Source organism: Herbaspirillum sp. NPDC101397 (genome assembly GCF_044767325.1).
Lineage (GTDB): Bacteria > Pseudomonadota > Gammaproteobacteria > Burkholderiales > Burkholderiaceae_D > Herbaspirillum.
In genome coordinates, this window is sequence record NZ_JBIWNS010000005.1 from 146,065 (window position 1) to 163,263 (window position 17,199).

General features: G+C 61.3%; 13 protein-coding genes. 10 read left to right on the forward strand and 3 right to left on the reverse strand.

Translation table 11 applies throughout. The annotated features are described in order from the left end of the window. Window position 1 precedes the first annotated feature (1 nt). The 4 genes from gap to ACIROW_RS13340 all read left to right on the forward strand — a co-directional run bounded on the left by gap (window position 2) and on the right by ACIROW_RS13340 (window position 3,423). Window positions 2-1,015, forward strand: a complete 1,014-nt coding sequence (gene gap, locus ACIROW_RS13325; RefSeq protein ID WP_402276237.1) for a type I glyceraldehyde-3-phosphate dehydrogenase — start codon at window positions 2-4, stop codon at window positions 1,013-1,015. A gap of 195 nt (window positions 1,016-1,210) precedes the next feature. Then, window positions 1,211-1,762, forward strand: coding sequence for a hypothetical protein (locus tag ACIROW_RS13330; protein ID WP_402276240.1), 552 nt, complete (start codon window positions 1,211-1,213; stop codon window positions 1,760-1,762). A gap of 116 nt (window positions 1,763-1,878) precedes the next feature. Then, the gene (gene lepB, locus ACIROW_RS13335; protein WP_402276988.1) at window positions 1,879-2,568 is read left to right on the forward strand and encodes a signal peptidase I; all 690 of its coding nucleotides are present in this window, start codon (window positions 1,879-1,881) and stop codon (window positions 2,566-2,568) included. A gap of 126 nt (window positions 2,569-2,694) precedes the next feature. Continuing rightward, on the forward strand, window positions 2,695-3,423 hold the full coding sequence (locus ACIROW_RS13340) for a class I SAM-dependent methyltransferase (protein WP_402276243.1): 729 nt from the start codon (window positions 2,695-2,697) through the stop codon (window positions 3,421-3,423). A 51-nt stretch (window positions 3,424-3,474) separates the two neighbouring features. On the opposite strand, the gene glnE is transcribed toward ACIROW_RS13340, so the two are convergent. Further along, window positions 3,475-6,204 (reverse strand): bifunctional [glutamate--ammonia ligase]-adenylyl-L-tyrosine phosphorylase/[glutamate--ammonia-ligase] adenylyltransferase, encoded by a 2,730-nt coding sequence (gene glnE / locus ACIROW_RS13345; RefSeq protein ID WP_402276990.1) that lies wholly within the window; start codon window positions 6,202-6,204, stop codon window positions 3,475-3,477. A 189-nt stretch (window positions 6,205-6,393) separates the two neighbouring features. Between glnE and ACIROW_RS13350 the strand changes: the two genes are divergently transcribed. The 5 genes from ACIROW_RS13350 to ACIROW_RS13370 all read left to right on the forward strand — a co-directional run bounded on the left by ACIROW_RS13350 (window position 6,394) and on the right by ACIROW_RS13370 (window position 15,014). Further along, the gene (locus ACIROW_RS13350) at window positions 6,394-10,575 is read left to right on the forward strand and encodes a YhdP family protein (protein WP_402276246.1); all 4,182 of its coding nucleotides are present in this window, start codon (window positions 6,394-6,396) and stop codon (window positions 10,573-10,575) included. A gap of 69 nt (window positions 10,576-10,644) precedes the next feature. Continuing rightward, complete coding sequence (locus ACIROW_RS13355) at window positions 10,645-11,451, forward strand: carbon-nitrogen hydrolase family protein (RefSeq protein WP_402276249.1); 807 nt, start codon at window positions 10,645-10,647, stop codon at window positions 11,449-11,451. A 35-nt stretch (window positions 11,452-11,486) separates the two neighbouring features. Then, window positions 11,487-12,947 carry a metalloprotease TldD gene (gene tldD, locus ACIROW_RS13360; protein ID WP_402276255.1) on the forward strand — a complete coding sequence of 487 codons (1,461 nt, stop codon included), beginning with the start codon at window positions 11,487-11,489 and terminating at the stop codon, window positions 12,945-12,947. A gap of 337 nt (window positions 12,948-13,284) precedes the next feature. Next, a complete protein-coding gene (gene aroG, locus ACIROW_RS13365; protein ID WP_402276258.1) occupies window positions 13,285-14,349 on the forward strand; it encodes a 3-deoxy-7-phosphoheptulonate synthase AroG in 1,065 nt (354 codons plus the stop codon). Window positions 14,350-14,516: 167 nt separating this feature from the next. Next, window positions 14,517-15,014: a VOC family protein gene (locus ACIROW_RS13370; protein ID WP_402276260.1), complete on the forward strand. Its 498-nt coding sequence runs from the start codon at window positions 14,517-14,519 to the stop codon at window positions 15,012-15,014. An 83-nt stretch (window positions 15,015-15,097) separates the two neighbouring features. On the opposite strand, the gene ACIROW_RS13375 is transcribed toward ACIROW_RS13370, so the two are convergent. Further along, entirely contained in the window at window positions 15,098-15,583 is a 486-nt protein-coding gene (locus ACIROW_RS13375) for a YajQ family cyclic di-GMP-binding protein (RefSeq protein WP_016832941.1), read from the reverse strand. 150 nt (window positions 15,584-15,733) lie between these two features. Between ACIROW_RS13375 and murB the strand changes: the two genes are divergently transcribed. Further along, complete coding sequence (murB, locus tag ACIROW_RS13380; protein WP_402276264.1) at window positions 15,734-16,759, forward strand: UDP-N-acetylmuramate dehydrogenase; 1,026 nt, start codon at window positions 15,734-15,736, stop codon at window positions 16,757-16,759. Between the two features lie 95 nt (window positions 16,760-16,854). Here the strand turns inward: murB and ACIROW_RS13385 are convergent, their stop codons facing one another. Continuing rightward, on the reverse strand, window positions 16,855-17,169 hold the full coding sequence (locus ACIROW_RS13385) for a pyrimidine/purine nucleoside phosphorylase (protein ID WP_016832939.1): 315 nt from the start codon (window positions 17,167-17,169) through the stop codon (window positions 16,855-16,857). Window positions 17,170-17,199: the final 30 nt, after the last annotated feature.

Below are 17,199 nucleotides of genomic sequence, written 5' to 3' on the forward strand. Positions count from 1 at the left end.
CATGACTATCCGCGTCGCAATCAATGGCTATGGCCGCATCGGCCGCAACATCCTCCGCGCTCATTACGAAGGCGGCAAGAAACACGACATCCAGATCGTGGCGATCAACGACCTCGGCGATCCGAAGACCAACGCCCACCTGACCCAATACGACACCACCCACGGCAAGTTCCCGGGCACCGTGACTGTCGATGGCGATTCCATCGTCGTCAACGGCGACCGCATCAAGGTGCTGGCGCAACGCAATCCGGCAGAGCTGCCATGGGGCGAACTGAAGGTTGACGTCGTGCTGGAATGCACCGGCTTCTTCACCACAAAAGAAAAGGCCAGCGCCCACCTGAAGGGCGGCGCCAAGAAAGTCATCATCTCCGCACCAGGCGGCAAGGACGTCGACGCGACTGTCGTGTTCGGCGTCAATGACGGCGTGCTGAAGGCCTCCGACACCGTGATCTCGAACGCATCGTGCACCACCAACTGCCTGGCACCGCTGGTCCAGCCGCTGCACGAGAAGATCGGTCTGGTCAACGGCCTGATGACGACCGTCCACGCCTACACCAACGACCAGGTACTGACCGACGTCTACCACGAAGACCTGCGCCGTGCGCGTTCGGCCACCCAGTCGATGATTCCGGCCAAGACCGGCGCCGCTTCGGCAGTCGGCTTGGTGCTGCCTGAACTGAACGGCAAGCTGGACGGTTACGCGATCCGCGTGCCGACCATCAACGTCTCGATCGTCGACCTGTCGTTCATCGCCGCGCGCGACACGACTGTGGACGAAGTCAACGCCATCATGAAGGCCGCTTCCGAAGCTGGTCCGCTGAAGGGCATCCTGACCTACAACACCGAGCCACTGGTGTCGGTCGACTTCAACCACAACCCGGCATCGTCGAATTTCGACTCGACCCTGACCAAGGTCTCCGGCCGTCTGGTCAAGGTTTCGTCGTGGTATGACAACGAGTGGGGCTTCTCGAACCGCATGCTGGACACCACAGTCGCACTGGTTTCGGCAAAATAATCGGTCTCAAACCGTCATTTTTGATTGATCCGGCCTAATTTGGCTTCTTTTCTTCGCATGCTTGTCAGGCGATGTCTAAGAAAATATCTTGGGCGGATCAATAACCAGACGATGTGTTCTGGAAAGGCTGTTGCAAATCCGTTTTGCGATAGCCTTTTTTATTGACGATTTAACAATAATTAATCGAGGGCTGTAATGTCGTCACCTTCTTCAACACCGATTTTGCGTAGCCACGGCGTCAAGCTGATCGCCATGCTGGCCCTGAGCTTCACGCTCGGCGGCTGCGACTATGTCGCCAGCTTCACCAAACCCAAGCAGACGCCCGAAGAAGCCAAGGCCGAAGGCATCGCACTGGGCGCGGGTTGCCGCCAGGCCGGCCAGAGCCTGGAAGATTGCTACCAACGCAACCCAGATAAGCTGAAAGCGGGTATTTTCGCCGGCTGGAAGGACATGCACGAGTACATGGCGGCCAAGAACATCCCCACCGTGGTGCCGCCGCCGGTGCCTGAAAAGACCGAGGCCGATAGCGCCAAGGAAAAGGAAGCGCCGAAGGACGATCGCGCCGCGCGCCGCGAACGCCGTGAGCGTGAGAAGGCCGAGAAAGATGCCAAGGATGGCAAAGACAGCAAAGACAGCAAGAGCAAGGATAGCAAGAGCAAGGATGGTGGCGGTGGCGACAGCGACCGCAGCAGCCGCAGCAGCCGTAGCAATCGTGATCGCGACGACAGCAGCTCGAGCAAAAAGTAAGTAGACTGGACGGCGGGAGCGAGTCTTGACGATTCGCTGCGCGCCGGCCTGCAACGAGCAGCTCAAGGCAGACAATGCGCCCCGCCAGTCGGGGCGTTTTTCATGGAATGAACGATATGCAAGCGATCAAGAAACTGATTTCCGCCAACAAGGGCTTCCTGTGCTTCCTGCTCGGCATGTTGCTGATCCGCAGCGCCGTCGCGGATTGGTACGGCGTGCCGTCGGCGTCGATGTATCCGACGCTGCTGATCGGCGACCGCATCATTTCGAATCGTCTTGCCTATGACGTCAAGCTGCCGTTCACCGATATCGTGGTCGGCCGCATCGCCGATCCCCGGCGCGGCGACATCGTCACCTTCAGTTCGCCGCAAGACGGTACGCGGCTGGTCAAGCGCCTGATCGGCCTGCCCGGCGATATCATTGAGATGCGCGACGAGCAGCTGGTGATTAACGGTACGCCGATGTCTTACGACGCCGCGACGGCGGCGCCCGCATCGCACCGCATGCCGGACTATGAAGGAAGCCAGTTGATTGTCCGGGAAAGCCTGCCGGCAATGGCGCACGGCGTGATGCTGCTGCCCGAGCGCATGGCCTTGCGCAGCTTCGGCCCGATGACCGTGCCGGCAGGGGAATACCTGGTGCTGGGCGACAACCGCGACGACAGCAAGGATTCACGCTACATCGGCTTCGTGCCGCGCGCCTTGCTGACCGGACGCGTCAGCCGCGTGATGTTTTCGCTCGATCCGCAGCGTCACTATCTGCCGCGGGTGCAGCGATTTGGCGCGGCGTTGCGGGACGCCGGCTAAGCGGGGACAGCGCTACGCAGCGGCTTGCCGCGGCGACTGGCATTCTTCCGGGAATGTCGGTACAGGTTTTGCTTTTCCCGGCAAGGCAGGGCATCATGCTCGCTCGTCACGCAAGACCATAAGAATATGAACGCTCCCCTGATCGTCAAATCGCCTCACAGCTATCCCCACGTCCCCGAGACCGCCTTCGGCATCTGGTTCCTGCAGACCCATACCTGGACCTTGCATGTGCTGGAGCGCGCCTTCAAGGATCTCGAGCCGCTGATTCCGGAGCGGCGCGCGTCGTATCCGGTGGTGGCCGACGTTGGTTGTGGCTGGGGTCGTTCGCTCACGAAGCTGCATGAGCGTTTCGCGCCGCAGCGGCTGATCGGCATGGACATCGATGCCGCCATGCTGGAGGCGTCCGCGAAAGAAGTCGCCGGCGCCGGCATCCGCGCCGAATTCATCCAGTGCTCAAGCTCGCACATGACGCTGGAAGACAACAGCGTCGATCTGCTGTTCTGCCACCAGACTTTCCATCACCTGATCGAGCAGGAAGAGGCGATCCAGGAGTTTTTCCGCGTGCTCAAGCCGGGCGGCGTGCTGTTGTTCGCCGAATCGACCAAGCGCTACATCCATTCGTGGATGATCCGGCTGCTGTTTCGCCATCCGATGGAAGTGCAGAAGACCGCCGGCGAATACCTGGCGCTGGTGCGCAGCGCCGGCTTTCAGGTGGCGCCGCAGTCGATTTCCTATCCCTACCTGTGGTGGAGCCGCGAGGACCTCGGTCTGATGGAGCGCGTACTGCGCATCAAGCCCAATGCCGTGCGTGAAGAAACTCTGATCAACCTAGTCGCGGTCAAGCCGGTCGTCTGAATTTTTGCAGCCGGTTCGTCCTGATCCGGCTGCACTTCCAGCTTCAACCCCTCATCCCCCGAACACTTCCAGCCACAAGCGCTTGACGCTGTCGGTTTCCTTTTGCACGCGTTCGATCGGCGTGCGTGCGCGCTCTTCGCCCCGCAGCCGGATCTGATGCTGCAGCTTGCGGAACAGGCGGTAGGCATTGGCCACTTCATCGGCCAGTGCCGCGTCGATCAGCGCCAGTGAACCGCACAGCTTGAGCAGCGCGATGTTGCCGATGTCGCCGGTCAGCTGCTGGTATTGCGAGGCATAGCGCAGCACCAGGAATTGCACCAGGAACTCGATGTCGATCATGCCGCCGTCGTCATGCTTGAGGTCGAACAGCGTGCTGGGATTGGGATGCGCCTGATGCATCTTCATGCGCATGCCGAGTACTTCCTGGGTCAGTTTCTGCGGATCGCGTTCCTGCCGCAGCAAGTCTTCGCGCAAGGCTTCGAAACGGTTGCCGATGCCGGTGTCGCCGGCGCAATAGCGCGCCCGCGTCAGCGCCTGGTGTTCCCATACCCAGGCCGAGGTGCGCTGGTATTTTTCGAAGGTAGCAAACGATGAGACCAGCAAGCCGCTGGCGCCGTCCGGGCGCAGCGCGATGTCGATGTCGAACAGCGTGCCGGCCGGCGTATGCGAGGTCATCCAGGTGATGAAGCGCTGGGCCAGCTTGGCGTACAAGCCTGGCGCTTCCTGGTCGTCGTCATCGTAGAGAAACACCACGTCGAGGTCGGACACGTAGCCGAGCTCCTTGCCGCCGAGCTTGCCGTAGGCGATCACGGTGAATTGCGGCACGTCGCGATGGCGGTTGGCGACGGTCTGCCAGACCGCCTGGATGGTGGCGGCGACCAGGATATCAGCCAGCGCCGACAGGTGATCGGCCAGGTGTTCGACGCTCAGGTCGCCTTCCAGGTCCTGCGCCAGCAAGCGGAACAGCTGGGCGTGATGGACTTCGCGCAGGATGTCCATTTGCCGCTCGGTGTCGCCCGGCGCGGTGTCGAGCTGGCGCTGGCAATCCAGGGCGAACGCCGGCCAGTCGGGCGGCGCCTTGAGGTTGCGGTCGTCCAGCAATTCGTCGAGCAGGATCGGATGCTGCGTCAGGTATTGGGCGGCCCAGTCGCTGGCGGCCATCATGCGGATGAGGCGTGTCAGTGCATGCGGATATTCGGTCAACAGCGCCAGGTAGGCCGCGCGGCGCGCGATCGCTTCGAAGAAATCCAGCAGCCGGCGCAAGGTCGGCAGGCGTTTGTCGGGCATCGCGCCGATGATCGGCAGCGCCGCATTGATCAGCGTCATCAGGCGCGTGCGGCTGGCTTCAGGCAGCGATTGCAGGCGCGGCGACTGCAGCGTCGCCTGCACGCGCTGGGTGGCGCCCTCGACGTCGTCGTAGCCGAGCAGCGTGAGCGTATCGGCGATCGAGTCGGCGCTCTCGCCGTCGTTGAGTTCACAGACAGCGCCATCGCCTTCCGAGTCCGCACGATCGTCGGTGTTGTTGCCGCCTTGCTTGTCGCTGAAGATGGTATCGAATTGCCCGGCCACGATGCGGCGATGGCGTTCCAGTTCGGCAAGCAACGCGGCGACGTCAGGGTAGCCCATCATCTGGGCGACGATCAGTTGATCGCTGTCGTTGACCGGCAGCGTGTGGGTTTGCGCGTCTTCCAGATATTGCAGGCGATGTTCAAGATTGCGCAGGAAGGTGTACGCCTCGAGCAATTGCGCGACCACGTCCGGCTCCAGCAGGTTCTTGTCGGCCAGCGTGCGCAGCGTGACGCGGGTGGAGCGGTCGCGCAGTTCCGGGTCGCGGCCGCCGCGGATCAGCTGGAATACCTGGCTGGTGAATTCGATTTCGCGGATGCCGCCGCGACCGAGTTTGACGTTGTTGCTGCGTTCAGGGTGCAGCGACTCCTGGCGTTTGACCTCGGCGCGGATCTGCGCGTGCATCGAGCGCAGCGCATCGATCGAGCCGAAGTCGAGATAGCGGCGGTAGATGAACGGCCGGCTGATGGCTTCCAGCGCGGCGATGTCGCTGTCCTTGCCGGTCAGCGCGCGTGCCTTGGTCCACGCATAGCGCTCCCATTCGCGGCCCTGGCGGATCAGGTATTCCTCGACCATGTTGTGGCTGGCTACCAGCGGGCCGGAGCCGCCGTTGGGACGCAGCGCCATGTCGACGCGGAAGGTGAAGCCGTCGGCGGTGATCTCGGACAGCGCGGCGATCAGTTTCTTGCCCAGCCGGATAAAGAATTCGTGGTTCGACAGCGAGCGCTGGCCGGGCTGGTCGGCGCGCGTGTCGCCATCCTCGGGATAGACGAAGATCAGGTCGATGTCGGAGGACACGTTGAGTTCGCCGCCGCCGAGCTTGCCCATGCCGAGGACGATCATTTCCTGTTCGCTGCCCGACTCCTCGCCGATGGGCATGCCGTACAGCGCGGTCAACTCCTGCATCAGCGCCGCCAGGTGGGTCTGGACCGCGAAGTCGGCGAATTCGCTCATGGTCCGCACGACTTCGGCCAGATCGGCCTTGCCGCTCAGGTCGCGTTCGATCAGCGTGCAGACGATCAGGTTGCGCAGCCGCCGCATCGGGCCGTTGAGCGCCGCAGCACCACTTTCAGGGGCGCGGGCGGTACTTATGTCATTTTGTAAAACGCGCTCGAAAACCGCACGGTTCAGGGATAATTGCGAGAATTCCGCCAGTTGGGCGGGGCGCGCCGCATCGGCATTTGCCCAACGGGCCAGGAACCGGGAGGCCGTCATGCTGTCGAGAAGGGAGTTAGTCACAAATTGTCAGGATATCGGGTTGAATACGAGGTTAAAGATGGTAAAGCCGGGGTTTTCCACCATGAAAACGGGCCGCCGTCCTCTAGGTCAAACCACGCTTCCATGCGATGATGCTGGGCTACGACGCTTGTTTCATTCTACCGTGAGTTTTTCCTCTTGCCCCTGATGTCCGAAGACCAACACGACGCCACTCCGCCGACCGGCCGCCGCGCTGCCGCCTGGCGTACTGCGTGGGGTGCGGCCAAGGGGGTGTATTGCCATCTGAGCAGCGCCACGCGCCGCGTCATCGGCTTTGTCTTCAAGCTGCTGGTGCTGGCTTATTTCGTGTTTTGCGCGCTGTTCCTGACGCTGCGCTACGGCATCCTGCCCGAAATCGACAGCTACAAGGGCGACATCGAAAAAATCGCCACCCGGGCCGTCGGCCGTCCGGTCACCATCGCCGACATCGACGCCTCCTGGAGCGGACTGCGGCCGCAGCTGGAACTGACCGAAGTCGTGATCCACGACAGCGCCGGACAAGCGGCGCTGACTTTGCCCAAGGTCTCCGCCACGCTGTCGTGGACCACGGTGCTGGTCGGTGAGCTGCGCTTCGACAACCTGACCATCCTGCGGCCTGATCTGTCGGTGCTGCGCGACGCCGACGGCAAATTCTTCGTCGCCGGCCTGCCGGCCTCCAGCGGCAAGGACAACAGCGCCGGCGCCGACTGGCTGCTGTCGCAACGCGAAGTCGTCATCCGCGACGGCAAGATTCGCTGGCGCGACGACAAGCGCGGTGCGCCCGAGCTGGCGCTCGACCAGGTCAACCTGGTGCTGCACAACCGATGGCGCCTGCACCAGATGGCGTTGAAGGCGACGCCGCCGGCCGACTATGCGGCACCGCTCGACGTGCGCGCGAATTTTTACCATCCCAGTTTCGCCAGCAAAATTTCCGACGTGACGCGTTGGAAAGGCACCTTGTACGCCGACGTGCGCAATACCGATCTTGCAGTCTGGAAAGCCTATGTTGACTATCCGCTGGAATTGACGCAGGGCCGCGGCTCGGTGCGCGCCTGGCTCGACCTGGATCACACCAAGATCGCCAACTTCACCGCCGACCTCAGCCTGGCCAACCTGTCGGCGCGGCTGGACAAAAAACTCGAGCCGTTGCAACTGGCGCGCGTCAGCGGCCGCGTGTCCGGCAGCGAGATTTATGCCCCCGATCTGCAGGACGGCATCCCGACCTTCGGCGCCAACGGCCACAGGCTGACGCTGAGCAATTTCTCGCTGGAGACCGATGACGGCTTCGCGCTGCCGCCGACCACAATTTCCGAAGTGTTCGAACCGGCCACGCGCTTCCGTCCCGAGAAAATGACGGTGGAAGCGAAGCTGCTCGACCTCGCCATTCTTTCCGACCTCGGCAGCCGCCTGCCGCTGACGACGTCGCAGCACAAACTGCTCGCCGACCTGGCGCCGCACGGCCAACTCAAGGATTTTTCGGTGCAATGGGAAGGCAGCTATCCGGATGTGCGCGCCTATCGTCTCCGCGGCGCCTTCAATGGCCTCGGCATGCAGCCGCAGGCAGCCCGCCTGGCCCAGCCCAAGACCGCAACGCAGCCCGCGCGCGCCGGTGCACCGGCGATTCCCGGCTTTGCCAATCTGGATGGGCAGATTGATGCGACGGAGCGCGGCGGCAAGCTGAGCCTGGCGTCGCAGGACGTTGCGCTGCAACTGCCGGCATTGTTCGCCGATGCAGCCATGCCGTTCGACAAGCTCAATCTGCAAAGCCATTGGGAAATCCAGAACAACGAGATCCTGCAGTTCCACGTCGATAGCCTCGACTTTGCGCAGGACAGCGCTGCGGGCACGCTTAGCGGCACTCACACGCTGCCGCTGCAAGGCAAGTCGCCCGGCGTCATCGACCTGAAAGCCAAGCTGTCGCGCTTCGATCTGCAAAAGCTGTCGCGCTACCTGCCGCTGCACACTGCCAAACCGGCCATGGACTGGATCAGCGGCGCGCTGCTTGACGGCCAGGCGACTGACGTCGACATCGTCGCACGCGGCGATCTGGCCGACTTCCCGTTCCGCAACGTCAAGCCGGGCAGCAAAAATCCCGGCGAATTCAAGGTCTCCGGCAAGTTCGACAAGCTCAAGATCAACTATGCGCCGTCGCATACCGGCAAGGACGGCAAGTCGCCCGAATGGCCGCTGCTGGAAGACGTCAAGGGCAGCATCACGATCGACCGCACGCGCCTGGAAATCCTGGCCGATTCGGGCAAGACCCACGGCGTCGGGGTGTCGGACGTCAAGGCCGTGATCCCGGATTTGCTGAGTGCCGAATCGTCGCTGGAGATTGACGGCAGTGCCGCCGGCGCCATGCCGGATTTCCTGCGCTATGTGAAGGACAGTCCGGTGGCGCACTGGATCGGCAATTTCACCGAAGACACTCAAGCGACCGGCAACGCCAAGCTGCAATTGAAGTTCCAGCTGCCGTTGCATCACATGATCGAGGCCAAGGTCGATGGCGCGCTGCAATTCCAGAACAACGACGTCGCGCTGATGACCGGACTGCCGACCGTCTACCGCACCAACGGCAAGCTGGAGTTCAATGAAAAGGGCTTCAACCTGAACGGTATCAAGGGCATGTTCCTCAATGAGCCGGTCACGGTGGCGGGCGGCACCCAGCGCGACGGCACGACGCTGGTCAAGGTCGACGGCGCAGTTACCGCAGACGGTTTGCGCAAGGCCTACAGCGAGCCAGTGCTGCAGCGTTTGCTGGGCCGCCTGAGCGGTGCTTCACGCTACATCGCCACCATCGCGGTGCGCCAGCATCTGCCGGAAATCACCATCGAGTCCAGCTTGCAAGGGCTGGCGGTGGACTTGCCGGCGCCGATGCAGAAAGCTGCCGGTGAAAGCTGGCCTTTGAAGTTTGAAATCGTCGGCATGCCGTCGTCTGATCCTTTGCTTCAGCGCGATGAAATCAAACTGTCGCTCGGGTCGGTATTGGCTGCGCGCTACCTGCGCCAGAAGGCGCCCGGCAAGGCTGACTGGCAGGTGCTGAGCGGCGGTATCGGCTTCGGCCAGCCGGCGCCGCAACCGGATAGCGGCCTGGCGATTTACGCCAGCGCCAAATCGATGAACATCGATCAGTGGATGAGCTTCCGTTCTGCGATGCTGAAGCAGTCCGACGGTAGCGAGGGCGCTCCCGATCCGGGCCTGAGCGCCTATCTCGAGCCTGACGTCATCGCCGGACGCACCAGTGAATTGCTGCTGATGGGCAAGAAGCTCGACAACGTCGTGCTGGGCGCTTCGCACCAGAACAAAGCCTGGCAGGTGAATATATCTTCTGACCAAGCCACCGGTTACGCCACCTGGAGCGAGTCAGGTAGCGGCCGCGGACTGGGCCGTGTCACGGCGCGCCTGGCCACGCTGAATATCCAGAAGGGCGCCGGCACGGATCCTGCCGACCTGTTGGAAAATAACGCCGATGCAGCCGACAATACCAACGCCAACAGTGCCAGCCGAATTCCGGCGCTGGACATCGTGGCGGAAGACTTCCGCCTGTTCGGAAAGAAGCTCGGCCGCCTCGAACTCAACGCCAACAACGTGCGCGTCAGCGTCGGCAGCGAATGGCGCATCAACAAGCTCACGCTGATCAATCCCGACGCCGAGCTGCGCGCCGCCGGCAACTGGATGGCGTTCGGCCGCAACAATACTTCCAACCTGACCTATGCGCTGGATATCAATGACGCCGGCAAGCTGCTTGAGCGCTTCGGTTTCGTCGGTGTGGTGCGCGGCGGCAAGGGGCAACTCGACGGCGACGTCAGCTGGAAGGGCTTGCCGTATTCACTGGACATCCCGAGCCTGAGCGGACAGGTCCACATGGATATCCATTCAGGGCAGTTCCTGAAGGTTGATCCGGGTGCGGCCAAGCTGCTCGGCGTGCTCAATTTGCAAGCCTTGCCGCGTCGTCTGGCGCTGGATTTCCGCGACGTGTTTTCGGAAGGCTTTGCCTTTGACAACATCGTCGGCACCGCATCCATCGCACAAGGCATCGCCACCACCGACAATCTCAAGATGACCGGCGTGGCGGCGTCAGTGCTGATGAACGGTTCGGCAGACATCGCCAGGGAAACCCAAAACCTGCACCTTGTGGTGATCCCGGAGGTCAATCTCGGTACCGCGTCGCTGGTGGCGCTGGCGATCAATCCGGTGGTCGGGGTCGGCACTTACCTGGCGCAACTGTTCCTGCGCAACCCGCTGATGAAGACGCTGACCTTTGAATATAATGTAACCGGGTCCTGGAGCGATCCTCTGGTCGTCAAGCAGGAACGCACCGCTGACGCCAACAGCAAACCTGCCGCCAAATAATATTCATACGGCATTCCCATCCCCGGATTGCGTCATCTTTCGGCGCAAACGATTTCCAGCGAGGCTGACATGAGTGAAACGTACAAAGTTGCGGCGATACAGATGGTGTCGACGCCCGAAGTCGAAGAGAATTTCGCGGCTGCGCGCCGGCTGGTCGGACAAGCCGCAGAACAGGGCGCACAACTGGTGTTGCTGCCGGAATACTGGCCCATCATGGGCATGCACGAAAAAGCCAAGCTCGCGCACGCCGAGCAGACCGACGTCGGCAAGATCCAGGATTTCATGGTGGCGCTGGCCAGCGAGTTCAAGGTCTGGCTGATCGGCGGCACCTTGCCGATGGCTTCCGATGAAGCCGACAAGGTGCTCAACACGACGATGGTCTACGACCCGGCCGGTCGCCGCGTGGCACGCTATGACAAGATCCACCTGTTCAGTTTCGTGCGCGGCGAAGAGGCTTATGACGAAGCGCGCACCATTGTCTTCGGCAACGAAGTCGGGGGCTTTACCGCGCCGTTCGGCAAGGTCGGCCTGTCGATCTGCTATGACCTGCGTTTCCCCGAGCTGTACCGGGCCATGGGCGACTGCGCGCTGATCGTGGTGCCGGCGGCATTCACTCATACCACCGGCCAGGCGCATTGGGAAACCCTGCTGCGCGCCCGCGCGATCGAGAACCAGTGTTACGTCCTGGCGTCGGCCCAAGGCGGCAAGCATGTCAATGGTCGCCGCACCTGGGGCCATAGCATGCTGATCGACCCGTGGGGTGAAATCGTCAGCGTGTTGCCGGAAGGCGAAGGCCTTGTTATCGGCGGCGTTGACCCCCATCGTCTACAATACGTACGTGAAAGCCTGCCTGCGCTCAGGCACCGCAAACTCTGAGCGCCAATAGTTGCTGTAAATTAAATAAATCATTCATGAAAACATTCGAACCCAATCTCAGCGCGCTCGGTATTGCACGCGATGTCCTGCTCACGCCGTTCGGCCTGGACGAAGCCAAGTTGCTGAAAACACTGGGCACCATGTTTACGCACAAGGTCGATTACGCCGACCTGTATTTTCAGTTCACCAAGAGCGAGGGCTGGAGCCTGGAAGAGGGCATCGTCAAGACCGGCAGCTTCTCCATCGACCAGGGCGTCGGCGTACGCGCCGTGTCGGGCGACAAGACGGCGTTCTCGTATTCGGATGAAATCTCGGAAGCGATCCTGCTCGACGCCGCTGCCGCAACCCGCACCATTGGTCGCCAGGGCGCAGGGCGCGTCAAGATTGCCGGCAGCATGCAGCCCAACGGCGGTCGTTCGCTGTACCTGCCGCACGATCCGCTGACCTCCCTCGATGCGACGGCCAAGGTCAATCTGCTGGAACGTATCGAACGCATCGCCCGCGCCAAGGATCCGCGCGTCGTGCAAGTCATGGCCAGCCTGGCCGGCGAATACGACGTGGTGCTGGTGGCGCGCAGCGACGGCATCATTGCCGCCGATATCCGTCCGCTGGTGCGCGTGTCGATCACGGTCATTGCCGAACAGAACGGTCGCCGCGAAATGGGCAGCAGTGGTGGCGGCGGTCGCTACAGCTATGCTTACTTCAGCGACGAGTTGCTGGAAAAATACGCCTCTGAAGCGGTCTCCACTGCATTGGTCAATCTGGACGCGCGTCCGGCGCCGGCCGGTCCGATGACCGTTGTGCTCGGACCGGGCTGGCCCGGCATCCTGTTGCACGAAGCCATCGGCCACGGCCTCGAGGGCGACTTCAATCGCAAGGGCTCGAGCACCTTCTCCGGCCGCATCGGCGAGCGCGTCGCCGCCAAGGGCGTCACTGTCGTGGATGACGGCACCATTGCCGATCGCCGCGGTTCGCTCAACATCGACGACGAAGGCAATCCGACCCAGTGCACCACGCTGATCGAAGACGGCATCCTGAAGGGTTACATCCAGGACACCATGAACGCGCGCCTGATGAAGATGCCGGTGACCGGCAATGCCCGCCGCGAATCGTTTGCGCACCTGCCGATGCCGCGCATGACCAATACGTACATGCTGGCCGGCGACAAGGATCCTGCCGAAATTCTGGCATCGGTGAAGAACGGCTTGTACGCCGTCAACTTCGGCGGCGGCCAGGTCGACATCACCAACGGCAAGTTCGTCTTTTCGGCCAGCGAAGCCTACATGATCGAGAACGGCAAGATTTCCTACCCGGTCAAGGGCGCCACGCTGATCGGCAACGGTCCTGACGTGCTGAACCGGGTTTCGCTGATCGGCAACGACATGAAACTCGATTCCGGCGTCGGCGTGTGCGGCAAGGAAGGCCAGAGCGTCCCGGTCGGCGTCGGTCAGCCGACCTTGCGCATCGATGGCGTTACGGTGGGTGGTACGGCATAAATTGTGCGTTGCAGGCATTGGGTGACGGTTTGAATGCAAAAAAACGTCATTCAATGCGGTTTTTGTGAAAAATTAATGACCGGTGTTGCCAAAGCCGGGAAATTGTTGCATTATCGTTTTCTGTTGTCACTAACGACTATTCGCATAGATCACACAATGTCTTTCGCCCGCGCTTACTTCTTTTATTTTTACTTTAGCTATTCCAGCCCCACGGCGGTGAAAAGCGGTAAGCGTTCGTAAGTAGAGACCAAACCGAATTTCTAAAAAACCGCCAGTGATGGCGGTTTTTTTTTACCCATTCGAATTCCCAAATTCAGATTGCAATCAGGAGAAAAAAATGCCGCGCACCGACGATCTACGCATCCGAGAAATGAAAGAACTGACACCCCCCTCGCACCTGATCCGTGAATTCGGCGGCAGCGAAAAAGTCGAGAGCACCACCGCAGAGTGCCGCACGGCCCTGCATCGCATCCTGCACGGCCAGGACGACCGCGTCATGGTCGTGATCGGCCCTTGCTCGATCCACGACACCAAGGCCGCGATGGAATATGCCCGCCGCCTGGTGGTCGAGCGTGAACGCTTCAAGGGCGAGCTGGAAATCGTCATGCGCGTCTACTTCGAAAAGCCACGTACGACAGTGGGTTGGAAGGGCCTGATCAACGATCCCTACATGGACAACAGCTTCCGCATCAATGACGGCCTGCGCACCGCGCGCGAGCTGCTGCTGAACATCAACGAGCTGGGCCTGCCGGCCGGCACCGAGTTCCTCGACGTGATCAGCCCGCAATACATCGCCGATCTGATCAGCTGGGGCGCGATCGGCGCGCGCACCACCGAATCGCAGGTGCACCGCGAACTGGCTTCGGGCCTGTCGTGCCCGGTCGGTTTCAAGAACGGCACCGACGGCAACATCAAGATCGCCGTCGACGCCATCAAGGCGGCCTCGCAGCCTCACCATTTCCTGTCGGTCACCAAGGGCGGCCACTCGGCCATCGTCTCGACCGCCGGCAATGAGGATTGCCACATTATCCTGCGCGGCGGCAAGGCGCCGAATTACGACGCCGCCAACGTGGAAGCGGCCTGCCAGGACATCGCCAAGAGCGGCCTGGCGGCGCGCCTGATGATCGACGCCTCGCACGCCAACAGCTCGAAGAAGCCGGAGAATCAAATCCCGGTCTGCGCCGACATCGCCGGCCAGATCGCCGGCGGCGACACCCGCATCGTCGGCGTGATGGTCGAGTCGAATCTGGTGGCAGGTCGCCAGGACCTGGTGCCGGGCAAGGAGCTGACCTACGGTCAATCCGTCACAGACGGCTGCATCAACTGGGAAGAAAGCCTGGGCGTGCTGCAAGGTCTGGCCGACGCGGTCAAGCAACGCCGGCTGATCGGCGACAAGGAGTAAGGTCGCTCCGTTTGCGATGTGCCTGCAAGCAGAAGAAACACGAAAAGCCCCACATGTCGGGGCTTTTTTTCATTCCGACACTGCATCTCGGCTTGGCTTTCCGTCAACTTGATTTTTAAGACGCAGGGCGCACAATGAGCGTCCTGATTTCATCAAAGGAGACAAGCATGGCCACTTCTTCCCAAGTCAAGGCTATCCCCGAGGGCATGCATACGCTGACGCCCTATCTGATATGCGCCGGGGCCGCGCAAGCCATCGAATTTTACAAACAGGCCTTCGGCGCCATTGAACTGGCGCGGTTGCCGGGGCCGGACGGCAAGATCATGCACGCGTTGGTGCGCATCGGCGATTCGTCGTTGATGCTGGTCGATGAAATGCCAGAATGGGGCGCAGGCTCGCGCGGTCCGCATCTGCTGGGCGGTTCGCCTGTCATCGTCCATCTCTACGTCGAAGACGCCGATGCCGTGTTTGCCCAGGCGCAGTCCGCCGGCGCCAAAGTCGTGGTGCCCCTCGCCGACATGTTCTGGGGCGACCGCTACGGCCAGCTCGAAGATCCGTTCGGCCATCGCTGGTCGGTCGCCACCCATCAGCGCGACCTGTCGCCGGACGAAATCAGGGAGGCGATGGAAAAGATGAGCAAGGAGCAGAAGATGCAATGCGGTTGATGGCGTCAAGAAAGCGCACAGCAATAAAAAACGCCGGCACATCATGATGTGCCGGCGTTTTTTATTCGTTCAGACAATGATCGTCAGTCGCGGAAGTTGTTGAATTCCAGCGGCAGATCCTTGATCTCCTTGCGCAGCATCGCCATGGCGGCTTGCAGGTCGTCGCGCTTGGCGCCGGTCACGCGCACGGCGTCGCCCTGGATGCTGGCCTGCACCTTCATCTTGCTGTCCTTGATGACGCGCACGATCTTCTTGGCGTCTTCGGTCTCGATGCCGTTCTTGACCTTGATGACCTGCTTGACCTTGTCGCCGCCGATTTTTTCAATCTTGCCGTGGTCGAGGAAACGCACGTCGACGTTGCGCTTGGTCATCTTGTTGGTCAGCACGTCGCGCACCTGGCCGAGCTGGAATTCGGAGTCGGCATAGGCGGTCAGGTCGCGTTCCTTTTGTTCGACGCGGGCGTCGCTGCCCTTGAAATCGAAGCGCGTGGTGATTTCCTTGTTGGACTGCTCGACGGCGTTCTTGACTTCAACCAGATTGGCTTCGGAGACGGTATCAAATGAGGGCATGGCGATTTCCTTTATATCTTGTGGGTGCGCGCAAAGTAGAGAAGACTGCGGCAGGGCGCTTGCACCCGAAAGACGTGATTTTAACGGACAACCGGGTTTGCGGCTATGCCCGCGCCGTTCCCGTATAGCGCAGGCTATAATCCTGCGCTTATGTTTCCCATACCTGTCCAGCGGGATTTTTCCCTGCGCCATCTCAATACCTTCGGCATTGACGCCAAGGCAGCCGTCTATTTGCCGGTAGACAGCGTCGATACCTTGCTCGCGGTGAGAGCCGACAAGGAATTGTCGGCCTTGCCACGCCTGATTCTCGGCGGCGGCAGCAATTTGTTGCTGACGCAGGACTTTTCCGGACTGGTGCTGCACATGCGTGGCGCCGGCATGCGTATCGTCAACGAGAATGAAGACTTCGTCTACGTGACGGCTGCAGCAGGCGACAACTGGCATCGTTTCGTTCAATGGTCGCTGGACCTCGGTCTGGGCGGACTGGAAAACCTGTCCCTGATTCCCGGCAGTGTCGGGGCCGCGCCGATCCAGAATATCGGCGCTTATGGGATTGAAGTGAAAGATCGCTTTCACAGCCTGACGGCTTTCGATTTCGTCGACGGCAAGACCTTCACACTCGATAACGCGGCATGCCGGTTCGCTTACCGCGACAGCGTTTTCAAACAGGAACTGCGCGACCGCGCCGTGGTGCTTGATGTGACCTTCGCCTTGCCCAAGCAGTGGCGGGCCAACATGAACTATGCCGACGTCATGCAGGAATTGTCGCTGCGACAAATCACCGTACCGTCGCCGCGCGACATCGCCGACGCCGTGATTGCGATCCGCACGCGCAAGCTGCCGGATCCGGCGCAGATCGGCAACGCCGGCAGTTTCTTCAAGAACCCCATCGTGCCGGCGCAGCAGCGCGAATCCTTGCTGGCGCAACATCCGCAACTGGTGAGTTATCCGCAGCCCGATGGCGGCTACAAGCTCGCTGCGGGCTGGCTGATCGATCAGTGCGGCTGGAAGGGCAGGTCGCTGGGTGCGGCCGGCGTGTATGAAAAGCAGGCGCTGGTATTGGTCAACAAAGGCGGCGCCAGCGGCAAGGAGATCGCCGCGCTGGCGCTGGCCATCCAGTCCGATGTGCAGGCCAGGTTCGGCGTACAGCTGGAACCGGAGCCGGTGTTCATCTGATCCTTCCGGCGCTCGCACAAGCAACACAATCGACACGCAAATAAAAACGCGGCCAGGTTTCCCCGGCCGCGTTTTTGTTTGCTGCGTTCCGGCGATTAACCGAAGTGGCAGACGTAATCCACAGTCTCGGTCACTTCGATCTCGAAGCTGGAGTCGCCCGGGACGTTGAAGCTGGTGCCGGCCGCGTAGGTCTTCCAGGCGTCTTCGCCTTTCAGACGGACGTTGCAGCTGCCGCCGTTGATTTCCATGATTTCCGGTGCGCCGGTGTTGAATGTCAGCGAGGACGGCAGGATCACACCGAGCGTCTTCTTGGTGCCGTCGGCAAAAATCACGGTGTGCGAAACGCACTTGCCGTCGAAGTAAACATTGCCCTTTTTCAGGACGGTAACGTTGTCGAATTGAGTCGTCATGTTGTCTGGTTTTCGTTGATTGGTTGCGTG

Excerpts from the sequence above, each read along its gene's own strand:
- murB (WP_402276264.1), top strand. The coding sequence starts at position 15,734 with ATGTTTCCCATACCTGTCCAGCGGGATTTTTCCCTGCGCCATCTCAAT.
- ACIROW_RS13370 (WP_402276260.1), top strand. The coding sequence starts at position 14,517 with ATGGCCACTTCTTCCCAAGTCAAGGCTATCCCCGAGGGCATGCATACG.
- lepB (WP_402276988.1), top strand. The coding sequence starts at position 1,879 with ATGCAAGCGATCAAGAAACTGATTTCCGCCAACAAGGGCTTCCTGTGC.
- glnE (WP_402276990.1), bottom strand. The coding sequence starts at position 6,204 with ATGACGGCCTCCCGGTTCCTGGCCCGTTGGGCAAATGCCGATGCGGCG.
- ACIROW_RS13355 (WP_402276249.1), top strand. The coding sequence starts at position 10,645 with ATGAGTGAAACGTACAAAGTTGCGGCGATACAGATGGTGTCGACGCCC.
- ACIROW_RS13375 (WP_016832941.1), bottom strand. The coding sequence starts at position 15,583 with ATGCCCTCATTTGATACCGTCTCCGAAGCCAATCTGGTTGAAGTCAAG.
- gap (WP_402276237.1), top strand. The coding sequence starts at position 2 with ATGACTATCCGCGTCGCAATCAATGGCTATGGCCGCATCGGCCGCAAC.
- ACIROW_RS13340 (WP_402276243.1), top strand. The coding sequence starts at position 2,695 with ATGAACGCTCCCCTGATCGTCAAATCGCCTCACAGCTATCCCCACGTC.
- ACIROW_RS13330 (WP_402276240.1), top strand. The coding sequence starts at position 1,211 with ATGTCGTCACCTTCTTCAACACCGATTTTGCGTAGCCACGGCGTCAAG.
- ACIROW_RS13350 (WP_402276246.1), top strand. The coding sequence starts at position 6,394 with ATGTCCGAAGACCAACACGACGCCACTCCGCCGACCGGCCGCCGCGCT.
- tldD (WP_402276255.1), top strand. The coding sequence starts at position 11,487 with ATGAAAACATTCGAACCCAATCTCAGCGCGCTCGGTATTGCACGCGAT.
- aroG (WP_402276258.1), top strand. The coding sequence starts at position 13,285 with ATGCCGCGCACCGACGATCTACGCATCCGAGAAATGAAAGAACTGACA.
- ACIROW_RS13385 (WP_016832939.1), bottom strand. The coding sequence starts at position 17,169 with ATGACGACTCAATTCGACAACGTTACCGTCCTGAAAAAGGGCAATGTT.